A 15,063-nucleotide genomic window follows, 5' to 3' on the forward strand; every position below is an offset into this window, starting at 1 on the left:
GATGCGATCCGCGACGTGACCAAGCTGCGCGGCGAGGTGGAACTGTGCGCACCGGGCAGCCTGCCCAATGACGGACGCGTCATCGAGGACGCGCGCAAATACACCTAGCCTCCCCGTTCGCCCTGAGCTTGTCGAAGGGTCGCGTTGAGCTTGTCGAAACGCCCGCGCGATGCGCCGGCTTCGACAGGCTCAGCCCGAACGGTTGGCTGCGGATGCCGTTCAGGTGTCCGCCTTCACGTGCCCTTCCTTGACCACCTTCGCCCACTTCGCGATCTCGGCGTGGATGAACGCGGTGAACTTCTCCGACGACCCACCGCCGTCTTCGGCGCCGTAGCTCTCCAGCCGCTCCTGCACGTCGGGCATCGCCATCACCTTGTTGGCGTCGTCGTTGATCTTCTGCGCCAGCCCCTTCGGCAGCTTGCCCGGCCCGACCAGACCATACCAGGTGGTGGCCTCGAAATCGGGGAAGCCCTGCTCGGCCATCGTCGGCACCGTCGGGTGGCCCTTCGCTCGCTTGGTGCGCGTCTGCGCGATCGCGATCACCTTGCCGCCCTTCACGTGCGGCGTGGCGGCCGTCATCGTCTCGAACACGTAGTTGATCTGCCCGCCGATCAGGTCGGTGATGGCCGGTGCGCTGCCCTTGTACGGGATGTGCAGCGCATTCACCTTCGCGCTCAGCTTGAACATCTCCAGCGCCAGGTGCTGGGCCGAGCCCGAGCCGGCCGAGCCGAAGCTGATCTCGCCGGGCTTGGCCTTGCACAGCGCGACGATGTCCTTCACCGTGACGGCCGGCTGCATCGTGCCGGCGATCAGCAGGTTGGGCGTCACGCCCACCAGCATGATCGGCACGAAATCGCGCTCGACGTTGTAGTTCAGCTTGGGCTGCAGGCTGGGTGCGAGCGCGTGGCTGTTGATGTGSGCCATCAGCAGCGTGCTGCCGTCGCTCGGCTGCTGCGCGACGTAGTCGGCGGCGAGCACGCCGGCGACACCGGCCTTGTTCTCGACGATCACCTGCTGGCCCCACATCACGCCCAGCTTCTGGCCCAGCACGCGCGCCAGCGCGTCGGTGCCGCCGCCCGGCGGGAAGCCGACGATGATGCGGATCGGGCCCGAAGGCAGTCCCTGCGCGAACAGGCGCGGTGCCCCGAGGCTGGCGACCGTGCCGGCCGCGGCCTGTAGAAGGGAGCGACGTTGCATGCGAACCTCCTGACTGTTGTGGAATGCGATGTCTTCAGGCCGCGGCCTTCAGGGCCGGGCTCTGCGGATGCGACGAGAAGTAGTCCATCGCCGCCTGCACGCCGCTGCCCGCGGTGACGATGCCCGACAGCTTCAGCCCCATCTCGACGCCCGACAGCGCCGCCATCAGCGTCAGGTCGTTGCAGTCGCCGAGGTGGCCGATGCGGAACATGCGGCCCTTGACGCGGCCGAGGCCGGTGCCGAGCGACAGGTCGAAGCGCTGGTGGATCAGCTTGCGCAGCACATCGGCGTCGACGCCCTCGGGCGTGATCACGCCGGTCAGCACCGGCGAGTAGACCGATGCGTCGGCACACTGGATCGGCAGGCCCCAGGCCCGCACCGCGCTGCGCACCGCCTCGCCCCAGCGCTGGTGGCGCGCGAACACCGTCTCGAGCCCCTGGTCGAGCAGCATGTCGAGCGCTTCGCTCAGGCCGTACAGCAGGTTGGTGTTCGGCGTGTAGGGCCAGTAGCCCGTCTTGTTGATCTCGATGATCTCGTCCCAGGCCCAGAAGGCCTTCGGCAGCTGCGCCTTCCTGCTGGCTTCGATCGCCTTCGGCGACACCGCGTTGAAGCTGATGCCCGGCGGCAGCATCAGGCCCTTCTGCGAGCCGCTGACCGTCACGTCGACACCCCACTCGTCATGCCGGTAGTCGGCACTGGCCAGGCCCGAGATCGTGTCGACCAGCAACAGCGCCGGGTGCTTCGCCGCATCGATCGCGCGGCGCACCGCGGCGATGTCGGAGGTGACGCCGGTCGAGGTCTCGTTGTGCACCACGCACACCGCCTTGATCGCATGGCCGGCGTCCTCGCGCAGGCGCTTCTCGATCAGGTCGGCCTGCACGCCGTGGCGCCAGCTGTTCGGCAGGCCGGTCAGCGCATCGGTGCCGGGCAGCGCCAGGAACTCCGGCTTCAGGCCCAGGCGCAGCGCCATCTTCTGCCACAGGCTCGCGAAGTGGCCGGTCTCGTACATCAGCACCGCGTCGCCGGGGCTCAGCACGTTGGCCAGTGCGGCTTCCCACGCGCCGGTGCCGGACGCCGGGTAGATCACGACCGGGTGCCGCGTGCGGAACACCTGCTGGATGCCGGACAGCACCTTCAGCCCGAGCACGCCGAACTCCGGCCCGCGGTGATCGATGGTGGGCAGGCTCATCGCCCGCAGGATGCGATCCGGCACCRGGCTGGGCCCGGGGATCTGCAGGAAATGACGGCCGCTGGGGTGCTGGTCTAGCGCGATCATGACGACTCCTGACGAGGTCCGAATGCGCCTGAGTTTTGCATACAAAATTCTTTTGTCAATGGTTGCCACCCGCGATGGCATCCGTATGATGACCATCAACCTGCACAGAAAATGAATACAAATTCAGAAAGTCCACGATGGCCGACATCATTTCCATCCCTCGCCAGGTGCTGCACCAACAGGTGTGCACGCGGCTGCGCCAGCTGATCGTCGAGAACCACATCCCACCCGGCAGCAAGCTGAACGAGCGCGCGCTGTGCGAGCAGCTGAAGGTGTCGCGCACCCCGCTGCGCGAGGCGATCAAGATGCTGGCCGCCGAAGGGCTGGTGGAGCTGCTGCCGAACCGCGGCGCGGTCGCGATGGAGCTCTCGGCGCAGGACGTCTCCGACACCTTCGAGGTGATCGCCGGGCTGGAWGGCCTGTCGGGCGAGCTGGCGGCGCAGCGCATCACCGAGGCCGAGCTGGCCGAGATCCGCGCGCTGCACTTCGAGATGCTCGCGGCCTACACGCGGCGCGACCTGCCCACCTACTACAGCATCAACGCGGTGATCCACCGGCACATCAATGCCGCGGCACGCAACCCGGTGCTGACGCAGACCTATGCCACGGTGAACGCCCGCCTGCAGGCGCTGCGCTTCCGCTCCAACTGCGACGAGGCCAAGTGGGCCCGCGCGATGGGCGAGCACGAGCGCATGGTCGAGCTGCTCACGGCCCGCGATGGTGCCGGCCTGCGCCAGCTGCTGGTGCAGCACCTGCTGAACAAGCGCGACGTGGTGCTCGAACTGATGAAGCACGGCGAGCTGGATTCGTCGCCGAAGGTGTCGGCATGAACACGCTGGTCGACGCCGGCGTGGCCCGCGAGGCCGGCCGCTCGCTGCGAGATTTCGGCACCCCCGAGGCGGCCGAGCTGGCGAAGCGCCTGTCCGCCCACACCCAGGGCGAGACGCTGTTCGACATCGCCTCGCGCGGCCGCTACGCGACCGATGCGTCGATCTACCAGATCATGCCGGTCGGCGTGTTCGTGCCGCGCGGCGCGCAGGACATCGCCACCGCGATCGACATCGCGCGCGACCTGAAGACCCCGCTGCTGCCGCGCGGCGGCGGCACCTCGCAGTGCGGCCAGACCACCGGCGCGGCGCTCGTGATCGACACCAGCAAGCACTACCGCCAGGTGATCGCGTTCGACCGCGACGCGATGACGGTGCAGGTCGAGCCCGGCATCGTGCTCGACCACCTGAACGCCTTCCTGAAGCCGCACGGGCTGTGGTACCCGGTCGACGTGTCGACCAGCGCGCAGGCCACGCTCGGCGGCATGGCCGGCAACAACTCCTGCGGCTCGCGCAGCATCGCCTACGGCAACATGGTGCACAACGTGCTCGCCGCCGAGGCCTGGCTGAGCGACGGCAGCAACGTGCGCTTCGGCCGCGTCGACCAGCTGGGCGCGAAGGAAGCCGCGATCGCCGATTTCGTGCGCGGCCTGGCGGCCACCGAGCGCGACGAGATCGACCTGCGCTGGCCGAAGGTGATGCGCCGCGTCGGCGGCTACAACCTGGACATCTTCCACCCGCAGAGCGAGCGGCCGTACACCGCCGACGGCAGCGTCAACCTGGCGCACCTGCTGATCGGCGCCGAAGGCACGCTCGCCTTCACGCGCAGCCTGACGCTGAAGCTCGCGCCGCTGCCGCGCCACAAGATGCTCGGCGTCGTCAACTACCCGAGCTTCCATGCCGCGATGGATTCGGCGCAGCACATCGTGAAGCTGGGCCCGAGCGCGGTCGAGCTGGTCGATCGCACGATGATCGAGCTGTCGCGCGCGAACCCGGCGTTCCGCGCGACGATCGAGTCGGCCCTGGTCGGCGAGCCGCAGGCGATCCTGCTGGTGGAGTTCAGCGGCGACGACAAGGCCGTGCTGCTTGCGCAACTGAAGCAGTTGGTCGAGCTGATGGGCGATGCGCTGAAGCTGCCGGGCAGCGTGGTCGAGATGCGCGACGAGGCGCCGCAGAAGGCCTTGTGGGAGGTGCGCAAGGCGGGCCTCAACATCATGATGAGCCTGAAGGGCGACGGCAAGCCGGTCAGCTTCATCGAGGACTGCGCGGTGCCGCTCGAGCACCTGGCCGAGTACACCGACGCGCTGACCGAGGTGTTCCACCGGCATGGCAGCAAGGGCACCTGGTATGCGCACGCCTCGGTCGGCACGCTGCACGTGCGGCCGATCCTCGACATGCGCCAGGGCGGCCCGGGCGGCGGCGCGCACAAGATGCGCTCGATCGCCGAGGAGGCCAGCGCGCTGGTGCGCAAGTTCAAGGGCGCCTACAGCGGCGAGCATGGCGACGGCCTGTGCCGCGGCGAGTGGATCGAGTGGCAGTTCGGGCCGCGCCTCAACGAGGCCTTCCGCGCGATCAAGCAGCACCTCGACCCGTTGAACCTGATGAACCCGGGCAAGATCATCGATCCGCCGAAGATGGACGATGCGAGCCTGTTCCGCTATGCGCCGGGCTACCGGACGATCGCGCTGAAGCCGGTCTTCGACTGGTCGGCCTGGAACGTGCAGAACGACCCGGCGACCGAGACCACGACGGCGCCCGGCACCGGTGGCGACGCGAGCGGCGRCTTCGCGAAGGCGGTCGAGATGTGCAACAACAACGGGCACTGCCGCAAGTTCGACGCCGGCACGATGTGCCCGAGCTACCGCGTCACGCGCGACGAGCAGCACCTGACGCGCGGCCGCGCGAACACGCTGCGGCTCGCGCTGTCGAACCAGCTCGGCGAACAGGGCTTCACGAGCGATGCGGTGCGCGACGCGATGGACCTGTGCGTGGGCTGCAAGGGCTGCAAGCGCGACTGCCCGACCGGCATCGACATGGCGAAGATGAAGCTCGAGTTCACCGCGCACGACAAGGCCCGCCACGGCCACACGCTGAAGGACCGGCTGGTCGCCCACCTGCCGGCCTATGCGCGGCTCGCGAGCGCCGCGCCGTGGCTGTTCAACCTGCGCGAGACGCTGCCCGGCGCGAAGGGACTGGCCGAGCGCTGGCTGGGCCTCTCGGCCAGGCGCAGCCTGCCGCGCTTTCGCCGCGACACCTTTCGCCGCGCCGCGCCGCACATCGGCCTGGTCACGCGCGCCGAGGTGCTGCAGGCCGACAAGCCGGTCGTGCTGTTCGTCGACACCTTCAACGGCGCCTTCGAGAGCGAGAACGCGACCGCCGCGGTGCGCGTGCTGCAGGCGGCCGGCTACGCCGTGCATGCCGCGAGCCGGCCGGGCGCGGCGCTGTGCTGCGGCCGCACCTACCTGGCCGCCGGCATGCCGGAGCAGGCCAGGGCGAATGCGCGCGAGCTGCTGAAGGCCTTGCTGCCGTTCGCGCAGCGCGGCATCGCGATCGTCGGCCTGGAGCCGTCGTGCCTGCTGACGATGCGCGACGAGATGCTGGTGATGGGCCTGGGCGATGACGCCAAGGTGCTGGCCGATCACGCGCTGTTGCTCGAGGAATTCCTCGCGCGCGAGGCGAAGGCGGGCCGCTTCGCGCCGCGCTTCAGGCCGGCGACGCAGGCGATGCGGGTGCACGGCCACTGCCACCAGAAGGCATTCGGCGCGATCCAGCCGGTGCTCGACGTGCTGAAGCTGATCCCGGACGCGCAGCCGGCGCTGATCGAGAGCTCGTGCTGCGGCATGGCCGGCAGCTTCGGCTACGAGGCGAGCCACCACGAGGTGTCGATGCAGATGGCCGAGCTGAGCCTGCTGCCGGCGGTGCGCGAGGCGCCCGACGCGATCATCGTTGCCGATGGCACCAGCTGCAGGCACCAGATCGCCGACGGCGCGCAGCGCGAGGCCTTGCACGTCGCGCGGGTGCTGGCCGACCACCTGATCTGAATGGCCTTGCGGGGTCTCCGGGTTACGTAGTTTCCGCCATGCCGGCGCCTCGGAGCTTCCTTAAGCTCGGGTCTTCCGACTCTCCGACACGCTTGCTCGAAAGGACACGACCATGAAGAAACTCCTGCTGGCTGGCGCCGCACTGCTGACGGCGACCGCCGCCCTGGCCGAGTACCCCGAGAAGCCGGTGACCATCGTCGTCCCGTTCTCCGCAGGCGGCCCGACCGACAAGGTCGCGCGCGACCTGGCCGAGGCGTTGCGCAAGCCGCTGGGCGGCCAGGTCATCATCATCGACAACGTCGGCGGCGCCGGCGGCACGCTGGGCGCGACCAAGGTGGCCAAGGCGTCGAACGACGGCTACACGCTGCTGCTGCACCACATCGGCATGAGCACCTCGCCGGCGCTGTACCGCAACATGCAGTACAAGACGCTGGAGGACTTCGAGTACCTCGGCATGATCAACGAAGTGCCGATGACGCTGATCGGCAAGCCGACGCTGCCGGCCACGAACTATGCCGAGCTGACCAAGTGGCTCGATGCGAACAAGGGCAAGATCAACCTGGCGAACGCCGGGCTCGGATCGGCCTCGCACCTGTGCGGCCTGCTGTTCATGAGCACCACCAAGGTCGACATGACGACCGTGCCGTACAAGGGCACCGGCCCGGCGATGACCGACCTGCTGGGCGGCCAGGTCGACCTGATGTGCGACCAGACCACCAACACCACCAGCCAGATCGCCGGCGGCAAGGTGAAGGCGTTCGCGGTCACGAGCACCAAGCGCCTGACGACGCCGGCGCTGGCCAAGCTGCCGACGCTCGACGAATCGGGGCTGAAGGGCTTCAACGTCAGCATCTGGCACGCGCTGTATGCGCCGAAGGGCACGCCGAAGGCCGTCACCGACAAGATCAACGCGGCGCTGAAGGTCGCGCTGAAGGATCCGGACTTCATCCACCGTGAAGAAGGCCTGGGCGCGGTGGTGATGACCGATGCCCGCGTCAACGGCCCGGAGCACAAGAAGTTCGTCGAGGCCGAGATCAACAAGTGGGGCCCGATCATCAAGGCCGCCGGTCAATACGCCGACTGATTGTTGGCCCCCCAGTCGCTTCACTCCTGCCCCCAAGGGGCGCCTCCCAGCGGCCCGGCAAAGCCGGTTCCGCGGGAGTTGCTTGATCATGCTCGCAACGTGATCGGTATCGTGACGGGCCCGTCGTTGATCAAGTGAACCTTCATGTCCGCCCCGAACTCGCCGCTGGCGACGGTCGGGTGCTGTGACCGCGCGGTGGCGAGCACCCGCTCATAGAGCTCGCGGCCCAGCGCCGGCGGCGCCGCCGCGGTGAAGCTGGGCCGGTTGCCGCCCGACACGTCCGCCGCCAGCGTGAACTGGCTGACGATCAGCAGCCCGCCGCCGATGTCGGTGACGCTGCGGTTCATCTTGCCCTGCTCGTCGCCGAAGATGCGCAGCTTCAGCAGCTTCGCGACCAGCTTGTCGGCGATCGCCGGCGTGTCGCCCGGCTCGGCGCAGACCAGCACCAGCAGGCCGGCGTCGATCGCGCCGATGACTTCGCCCGCCACCTCGACACGCGCCTGCGCCACCCGCTGCGTGATGGAGATCATGCTGCCGCCGCCTCGACATTCGTCGGCAGCAGCTGGATCGAGGCCCGCAGGCCAGGCACGTCACCCATCAAGGCCTGCTCGACATCGGCGCGCAACGCCGCCGCGCGGCCGAGCGTCCAGTCGGCCGGCACGTGCATGTGCATATCGATGAAGCGCCGCTGCCCGGCGCGCCGCGTGACGACATGGTCGAAGCGGATCGGGTGGTGGCCGAACTGCGCGAGCGTGCGATCGATCTGCTCGCGGATCTCCGGCTCGACGGCACTGTCCATCAAGCCCTCGACCGAGCGCCATGCCAGCTGCGCGCCTTCGCGCAGGATGTTCAGCGCGACGCCGACGGCCAGCACCGGATCCAGCCACAGCCAGCCGGTCAGCTGGACCAGCAGCAGGCCCACGATGACCCCGGCGGAGGTCCACACGTCGGTCATCAGGTGGCGCGCATCGGCCTCCAGCACGATCGAACGGTGCTGCCGTGCGCCGGCCATCATCCGCCAGGCCAGCACGCCGTTGATCGCCGAGCTGGCGACCGACAGCGCCAGGCCCCAGCCCAGCGACTCGAGCGGCTGCGGGTGCGCGAAGCGCAGCACCGCCGCCCAGACGATGCTCACCGCCGCTGCGGCGATCAGCATGCCCTCGAAGCCGCTGGAGAAGTACTCGGCCTTCGTGTGGCCCGACGGATGGTCTTCGTCGGCCGGCCGGCGCGCGATGTTCACCATCAGCAGCGCGAACAGCGCCGAGACCAGGTTGACCAGCGACTCCATCGCGTCCGACAGCAGGCCGACCGAGCCGGTGACCCACCAGGCCCCCGTCTTCAGCGCGATGGTGGCGAGCGCCGCGACCACCGACAGGCGCAGCAGTGCCTCGACACCCATCAGCGGTCCATGCGCTGGAGTTCGTCGCCGAGGAACTGCGCCGCAGGGATGCTGCGGCCGTCGGCGAAACGGATCAGGTAGGGCTGGCCGCTGGTGCTGGAGCGGCTCGCGATCTCGTCGATGAACTGCCGCGCGGTCGTGACGTGCTCGCCCATCTTGTCGAACTTGCCGCGCAGGAACTTCGCCGCATCGGCCGGCGAATAGGCGCTGCCGTTGCGGACGAACTTCAGGTCCTTCTGGGCACCGACCCAGGCGATCAGGCGCTCGATGCGCGCGCGCTCGGCCTCGGACGGCGCGGCCTGCGCACCCGCCAGGAACACGCCTGCCGCCAGGCTCACGAGAACGCTGCGCCGCCGCATCGCGATCAGCCCAGCGTGACGCGCGCGAACTTGCGCTTGCCGACCTGCACGACGTAGGTGCCGGCGTTCAGCTTCAGGCCCTTGTCGCTGATGACGTCGCCGTCGACGCGCACGCCGGAGCCTTCGATCAGCCGGCCGGCCTCGCTGGTGGACGGCGCGAGCCCCGCCTGCTTCAGCAGCGCGGTGATGCCCAGCGGCGCGCCCGACAGCGCGATCTCGTCGATCACGTCGGGGATGCCGCCCTTCGCGCGGTTGTTGAAGTCGGCCTCGGCCGCGTCGGCCGCCGCCGCGCTGTGGAAGCGGGTGGTGATCTCCTTCGCGAGCAGCACCTTCGCATCCTTCGGGTTGCGCCCGCCGTCGACCTCGGCCTTCAGCGCCGCGACCTCGGCCTCCGGGCGGAAGCTCAGCAGCGTGAAGTACTTCCACATCATCGTGTCGCTGATCGACAGGATCTTCGCGAACATGTCGTTCGGCGCATCGGTGATGCCGATGTAGTTGTTCTTGCTCTTCGACATCTTGTCGACGCCGTCCAGCCCTTCGAGCAGCGGCATCGTCAGGATGCACTGCGGCTCCTGGCCGTACTCGCTCTGCAGCGCGCGGCCCACCAGCAGGTTGAACTTCTGGTCGGTGCCGCCGAGCTCGAGGTCGCTCTTCAGCGCGACCGAGTCGTAGCCCTGCATCAGCGGGTACAGGAACTCGTGCACGCTGATCGGCGTGCCGGCCTTGAAGCGCTTCGTGAAATCGTCGCGCTCCATCATGCGGGCCACCGTGTAGCGCGATGCCAGCTGGATCATGCCGCGCGCGCCCAGCGGATCGCTCCACTCGGAGTTGTAGCGGATCTCGGTGCGGCTCTCGTCCAGCACCAGCGCGGCCTGGCGGTAGTAGGTCTGCGCGTTGGCCTCGATCTGCTCGCGGGTGAGCGGCGGGCGGGTGTTGTTGCGCCCGGACGGGTCGCCGATCATCGACGTGAAGTCGCCGATCAGGAAGATCACCGTGTGCCCCAGGTCCTGCAGCTGGCGCATCTTGTTCAGCACCACGGTGTGGCCGATGTGGATGTCGGGCGCGGTCGGATCCAGCCCGAGCTTGATGCGCAGTGGCACGCCGGTTGCTTCAGAGCGTGCAAGCTTGTTCAGCCACTCGCCCTCGGGTAACAGCTCGTCACAGCCCCTCAATGACACCGCCAGCGCCTCGCGCGTGCGGTCGGTGATCGGAAAAGGCGGCTGGGCGGACATGGTTTTCGGGGCCGGTTGCAGAACGAACTTGTGGGGGTATTCCGGGAATAGTGCCGGAAACAATGGCGCGGAAGTCGGTGGCTATACTGCGCCGCTTCCGGGTGCCGGCCCCATCGAAGACAGGGGCCCGCAAGCGACCGCGATTCTAGTGGACGCCTGCAGGCAGCAAGACAGACCCAGAGCGCGGCGTCCGATGGCGGTGTGCTTGCAGACAGGGCTTCACCGCCCTTCACAGCAGTGAACTCGTTGGATTCTCTCGATCACGCGCTGGCCTCGGCCGGCACCTCCACCCAGCGCTTCGTCCACCGCCACCCGCGCACGCTCGCCGGCACTGTGGTCGCGCTGTTGATGGGCGCGGGCGTCACCGCCTTCGCCATCGCGCCGATGGCCCCCGATGCATCCGACCTGCCGCGCCGCGTGGTGACGGAAAGCGTCACCCCCGAGGATGTCGGATCGCAGCTGGAGGCGCTGGCCAGCCACGACTTGTCGCTCTACCGCAGCGACCTGACCCGCAACGCCGACACCGCCGACAGCCTGTTGCGCCGCGTCAACGTGACCGATGTCGCAGCCGCCGCGTTCCTGCGCAGCGACAAGACGGCCCGCCTGCTGCTCGAAGGGCGCGCCGGCAAGATGGTGCAGGTGCGCAGCGACGCCTCGGGCCAGCTCGAGGAACTGGTGGCCCGCTTCCCGGCCGCCGATCCGGCGCAATGGGCGACCCATTTCTCGCGGCTCAGCGTAAAGCGCGTCGACGGCCGCTTCGAGGCCCGGGTGGAGCAGGCAGCGCTCGCGGCGCAGGTGCGGCTGGGCAGCGGCACGATCCGCAGCTCGCTGTTCGCTGCCACCGACGAGTCGCGCATCCCCGACCCGGTGGCCGTGCAGATGGCCGAGATCTTCTCGACCGACATCGATTTCCACCGCGAGCTGCGCAAGAACGACAGCTTCAGCGTCGTCTACGAGGCACTGACCGCCGACGGCGAGGTGATCACCTGGAACCAGGCCGCCGGCCGCGTGCTGGCCGCCGAGTTCGTCAGCAACGGCCGCAGCTACTCGGCCGTGTGGTTCAAGGACCCGTCCGGCAAGGGCGGCTACTTCGGCTTCGACGGCCAGAGCAAGCGCCGCGCGTTCCTCGCGAGCCCGCTGGAGTTCTCGCGCGTGACGTCCGGCTTCTCGATGCGCTTCCACCCGATCCTGCAGAGCTGGCGCGCCCACCTGGGCGTGGATTACGGCGCACCGACCGGCACCTCGGTGCGCAGCGTCGGCGACGGCGTGGTCGACTTCGCCGGCTGGCAGAACGGCTACGGCAATGTCGTGAAGATCCGCCACAGCAACGACCGCGAGACGGTGTACGCCCACCTGAGCCGCATCGACGTGAAGCGCGGCCAGCGGGTCGAACAGGGCACGCACATCGCCAACGTCGGCATGACCGGCTGGGCGACCGGGCCGCACCTGCACTTCGAGTTCAAGCTGCGCGGCCAGCAGCAGGATCCGCTGGTGGTGGCCAAGACCTCGGAAGCGATCGTGCTGACCGCCTCGGCGCAGCAGGAGCTGGCGAAGGTCACCGGCACCTGGCGCGAGCAGCTCAAGGGTGCGGAATCGCTCGCGAGCTACACCGGCGACGCCGAGTAACGCACACCGAGTAACGCACACCGAGCACGGCCCGCCGATCGCGCCGCGCGGCTACCATCGCGCGATGACCGCACATCCCACCACGGAACGCTACATCGGCCTGATGTCCGGCACCTCGCTGGACGGCGTGGACGGTGTGGTCGTCGACTTCAGCGGGCCGCGCCTGGCGGTGCTGGCGCATGCCCACCTGCCGTTCGCCGCCCATCTGCGCGAAGCGTTCATGGCGCTGCAGCGCGCCGGTGACGACGAGCTGAACCGCGCGGCCCACGCGGGCCATGCGCTGGTGCAGGTCTATGGCGGCGTCGTGAGCCTGCTGCTCGCGCAATCCGGACTCGCGGCGAAAGACATCCGGGCCATCGGTGCGCACGGCCAGACGGTCCGGCACCGCCCGGGCGACGAGGTCGCCTACACCGTGCAGGTGAACGCACCGGCCGTGCTGGCCGAGCTGACCGGCATCGACGTGGTCGCCGACTTCCGCAGCCGCGACATCGCCGCGGGCGGCCAGGGGGCCCCGCTGGTGCCGGCCTTCCATCGCGCGGTGTTCGGCCAGGCCGACCGCGCCGGCGCCGTGCTCAACATCGGCGGCATCAGCAACCTGACGGCCTGGCCCAGGCATGGCGAGTCGACGACCGGCTTCGATTGCGGGCCCGGCAACGCCTTGATGGACCACTGGTGCCAGCGCCATTGCCACCGGCCCTTCGACGCCGGAGGCGCCTGGGCGGCCTCGGGGCGGGTCGAGGCCAGCCTGCTGGCGCAGATGCATGCCGATCCGTATTTCGCGCTGACGCCACCGAAGAGCACCGGCCGCGACCTGTTCAATCCCGAATGGCTCGACGAGCAACTGTCACGCGCTGGCCATGCGTTGCGGCCGGAGGATGTGCAGGCCACGCTGTGCGAGCTGACGGCCATGGCCTGCGCCGATTCGGTCGATCGCCATGCCGGCGACGCTCAGGAGGTGCTGGTGTGCGGTGGTGGCGCCTTCAACGATCAGCTGATGGGGCGGCTGGCCGCCCTGCTGCCGCGTCGCAAGGTGGCCCGCAGCGATGAGCGCGGCCTGCCGGCCAGCGAGGTCGAGGCAGCTGCCTTCGCGTGGCTGGCGCGGGCACTTGTCCGACGCGAACCCGGCAACCTGGTGTCGGTCACCGGCGCGCGGGGCCCACGGGTGCTGGGTGCGCTCTACCCTGCCTGAAATGACGAAGGCCGCTCGAAAGCGGCCTGTCGCGGGAGCCGCAGGGCTCAGACCGAGAAGCTGGACCCGCAACCGCAGGTCGTCGTCGCGTTCGGGTTCTTGATCACGAACTGCGCGCCTTCGAGGTCGTCCTTGTAGTCGATCTCGGCACCGGCCAGGTACTGCAGGCTCATCGCGTCGATCAGCAGCGTGACGCCGTTCTTGCTCATCTGCGTGTCGTCGTCGTTGACGATCTCGTCGAACGTGAAGCCGTACTGGAAGCCGGAGCAACCGCCGCCCTGCACGAAGACGCGCAGCTTCAGCTCGGGATTGCCCTCTTCGTCGACCAGCTCCTTGACCTTGCTCGCGGCGCTGTCGGTGAACACCAGCGGCACCGGCGGCTCGCTGGAATCAAGGCTCTGGAGGTTCTCTGCAACTGCGCTCATGGGGTATTCCTTGGGGGACGAACGGACCGATTATCCGCCGAGCTCACGCCGCTTGTGCCGTTGTGGGATTGATCGCCGGCCCCGCGTTCGCGGTGGCCAGCTTCAAAGGGGCCTTCTCGTCGGCCTTCAAGGGGTGGAGTTCGCCGTCGATCCGGGCGCCCTGGTGCATTTCAAGCGATTCGTAGCGCACATCGCCGACGATGCTGGCCTTGGGCTGCAGTTCGAGCAGCTGATCCGACAGGACCGGGCCGATCACGGTGCCGTTGATGATCACGTGGCCAGCCTTGACCTTGCCGATGACCTTGGCTTTCTCGCTGATGACGAGGATGCTGTACGCCTCGCTGCTGGCGATCACGTCGCCCTGCACCTCGCCATCGATGCGCAGGCCGTCGGCGAAGCGCAGTTCGCCGGTGATCACGGTGCCCTCGCCGATCAGGGTGCGGATGGGGGGCTGCTTGGTTTTGCCGAACATGGTGATTGCTCCAACGTGATCCAACGAGGGGGGCCGTCTCTTGTGCCGGCTCTGTGCTGAGTGCTTCTTCGGAGGCTGGCTTCAGAGCTTGAGCATCTGCGTCGCCCTGACGGTGCCGCGGCTGTCAATGACCTTGACCTGGACGGTTTTTACCACGGCCTGCAGCGGGTGATCGATCATTCCTTCGAGACGAAGGTACTGCTTCACGGCGAGTGGCAAGCCGCCATTGGGCATCGACAGGGACCACGGCTTGCCGTCGAGCAGACCGGTCAGCACGATGTCGTAGCGGCCGTTGAATTCAGGGGCCGACTTGCCCACCTGCATCACCAGCAATTGGTAACGAAGTTGTCCCGGCGCCTTGGCTTCAGCCTGCAGTGCGCGCACCGTCAGCGCCTCGGCGGCACCGGCCGGCAGCAGGCGCTCGAAGAAGCCGAGGTCGGCCTTCAGCGCCATGTTCTCGGACTCGAGCTGCTTGAGCTGCTGGGCCAGCTTGTCCTGCGCCACCTTCTCGGTGCGCAGCAGGCTGCCGGCGGTGTTGGCGATCGACTGGGCGCCTTCGCGTTCGGCGCGCAGCTGCGCGACCTCGACACGCAGCTGCGCCAGCTCGGCCTTCGCATCACGGTCCAGCCCGGCGATGTCCTTGCCGAACTCGAAAGCCCACAGGGCGAAGGCCGCGGAGAATCCGAACACCAGCGCCACGATGACCCAGCGCAAGGGCCAGGGCAGGTGGCTGCGCACGATCATGCGCGGTGCGCTGATGGACATGCGACGACGAAGCAGTTTCCAGCGCATGGGTCAGGACAGGGGGAAGTGAAGGGCTCGTGCTGCGGAGCCCGGCGCTCCTTGGAGCTAGGGATTGTAGAAGCGGCCCACGGCATGCTTGTTTCCAAACCTTGCCGGAACGGCGAGCGGAAAGCAAAAGGGCCGCTCGAAAGC

14 protein-coding genes are annotated in these 15,063 nt (G+C 68.5%); 5 read left to right on the plus strand and 9 right to left on the minus strand.

Features of this window, described 5'->3' with window-relative positions:
• Positions 1-219 precede the first annotated feature (219 nt).
• A complete protein-coding gene (locus tag AC1D15_RS05225; protein ID WP_477825168.1) occupies positions 220-1,197 on the minus strand; it encodes a Bug family tripartite tricarboxylate transporter substrate binding protein in 978 nt (325 codons plus the stop codon).
• 34 nt (positions 1,198-1,231) lie between these two features.
• A complete protein-coding gene (locus AC1D15_RS05230; protein ID WP_477825169.1) occupies positions 1,232-2,473 on the minus strand; it encodes a pyridoxal-phosphate-dependent aminotransferase family protein in 1,242 nt (413 codons plus the stop codon).
• Positions 2,474-2,610: 137 nt separating this feature from the next.
• Between AC1D15_RS05230 and AC1D15_RS05235 the strand changes: the two genes are divergently transcribed.
• The 3 genes from AC1D15_RS05235 (at position 2,611) to AC1D15_RS05245 (ending at position 7,425) form a co-directional block, all read left to right on the plus strand.
• Positions 2,611-3,303, plus strand: coding sequence for a GntR family transcriptional regulator (locus tag AC1D15_RS05235; protein ID WP_477825170.1), 693 nt, complete (start codon positions 2,611-2,613; stop codon positions 3,301-3,303).
• Complete coding sequence (locus AC1D15_RS05240) at positions 3,300-6,341, plus strand: FAD-binding and (Fe-S)-binding domain-containing protein (protein WP_477825171.1); 3,042 nt, start codon at positions 3,300-3,302, stop codon at positions 6,339-6,341. Before AC1D15_RS05235 ends, AC1D15_RS05240 begins: the two co-directional genes overlap by 4 nt.
• A gap of 112 nt (positions 6,342-6,453) precedes the next feature.
• The gene (locus AC1D15_RS05245) at positions 6,454-7,425 is read left to right on the plus strand and encodes a tripartite tricarboxylate transporter substrate-binding protein (protein ID WP_477825172.1); all 972 of its coding nucleotides are present in this window, start codon (positions 6,454-6,456) and stop codon (positions 7,423-7,425) included.
• An 86-nt stretch (positions 7,426-7,511) separates the two neighbouring features.
• Here AC1D15_RS05245 and dtd read toward each other — a convergent pair whose 3' ends face one another.
• From dtd to tyrS, 4 genes are read right to left on the minus strand one after another with little or no spacing between them, the layout of a single operon-like run.
• On the minus strand, positions 7,512-7,955 hold the full coding sequence (dtd, locus tag AC1D15_RS05250) for a D-aminoacyl-tRNA deacylase (RefSeq protein ID WP_477825173.1): 444 nt from the start codon (positions 7,953-7,955) through the stop codon (positions 7,512-7,514).
• On the minus strand, positions 7,952-8,824 hold the full coding sequence (locus AC1D15_RS05255; RefSeq protein ID WP_477825174.1) for a cation diffusion facilitator family transporter: 873 nt from the start codon (positions 8,822-8,824) through the stop codon (positions 7,952-7,954). The genes dtd and AC1D15_RS05255 overlap by 4 nt, the downstream gene beginning before the upstream one ends.
• Positions 8,824-9,162 carry a DUF5329 family protein gene (locus AC1D15_RS05260; RefSeq protein WP_477825175.1) on the minus strand — a complete coding sequence of 113 codons (339 nt, stop codon included), beginning with the start codon at positions 9,160-9,162 and terminating at the stop codon, positions 8,824-8,826. Before AC1D15_RS05260 ends, AC1D15_RS05255 begins: the two co-directional genes overlap by 1 nt.
• Before the next feature lie 26 nt (positions 9,163-9,188).
• Entirely contained in the window at positions 9,189-10,415 is a 1,227-nt protein-coding gene (tyrS, locus tag AC1D15_RS05265; RefSeq protein ID WP_047506393.1) for a tyrosine--tRNA ligase, read from the minus strand.
• 246 nt (positions 10,416-10,661) lie between these two features.
• Between tyrS and AC1D15_RS05270 the strand changes: the two genes are divergently transcribed.
• Together AC1D15_RS05270 and AC1D15_RS05275 are read left to right on the plus strand one after the other, a co-directional pair.
• Positions 10,662-12,041 (plus strand): M23 family metallopeptidase, encoded by a 1,380-nt coding sequence (locus AC1D15_RS05270; protein ID WP_477825176.1) that lies wholly within the window; start codon positions 10,662-10,664, stop codon positions 12,039-12,041.
• Positions 12,042-12,105: 64 nt separating this feature from the next.
• The gene (locus AC1D15_RS05275; RefSeq protein ID WP_465114814.1) at positions 12,106-13,230 is read left to right on the plus strand and encodes an anhydro-N-acetylmuramic acid kinase; all 1,125 of its coding nucleotides are present in this window, start codon (positions 12,106-12,108) and stop codon (positions 13,228-13,230) included.
• 47 nt (positions 13,231-13,277) lie between these two features.
• Here the strand turns inward: AC1D15_RS05275 and erpA are convergent, their stop codons facing one another.
• The 3 genes from erpA to AC1D15_RS05290 all read right to left on the minus strand — a co-directional run bounded on the left by erpA (position 13,278) and on the right by AC1D15_RS05290 (position 14,919).
• The gene (gene erpA, locus AC1D15_RS05280; RefSeq protein ID WP_047506389.1) at positions 13,278-13,655 is read right to left on the minus strand and encodes an iron-sulfur cluster insertion protein ErpA; all 378 of its coding nucleotides are present in this window, start codon (positions 13,653-13,655) and stop codon (positions 13,278-13,280) included.
• 43 nt (positions 13,656-13,698) lie between these two features.
• Complete coding sequence (locus tag AC1D15_RS05285) at positions 13,699-14,127, minus strand: bactofilin family protein (protein ID WP_047506386.1); 429 nt, start codon at positions 14,125-14,127, stop codon at positions 13,699-13,701.
• An 81-nt stretch (positions 14,128-14,208) separates the two neighbouring features.
• Complete coding sequence (locus AC1D15_RS05290) at positions 14,209-14,919, minus strand: DUF6776 family protein (RefSeq protein ID WP_047506384.1); 711 nt, start codon at positions 14,917-14,919, stop codon at positions 14,209-14,211.
• Positions 14,920-15,063 lie beyond the last annotated feature (144 nt).

The sequence above is a fragment of the Rhizobacter sp. P2_H2 genome, assembly GCF_056403375.1.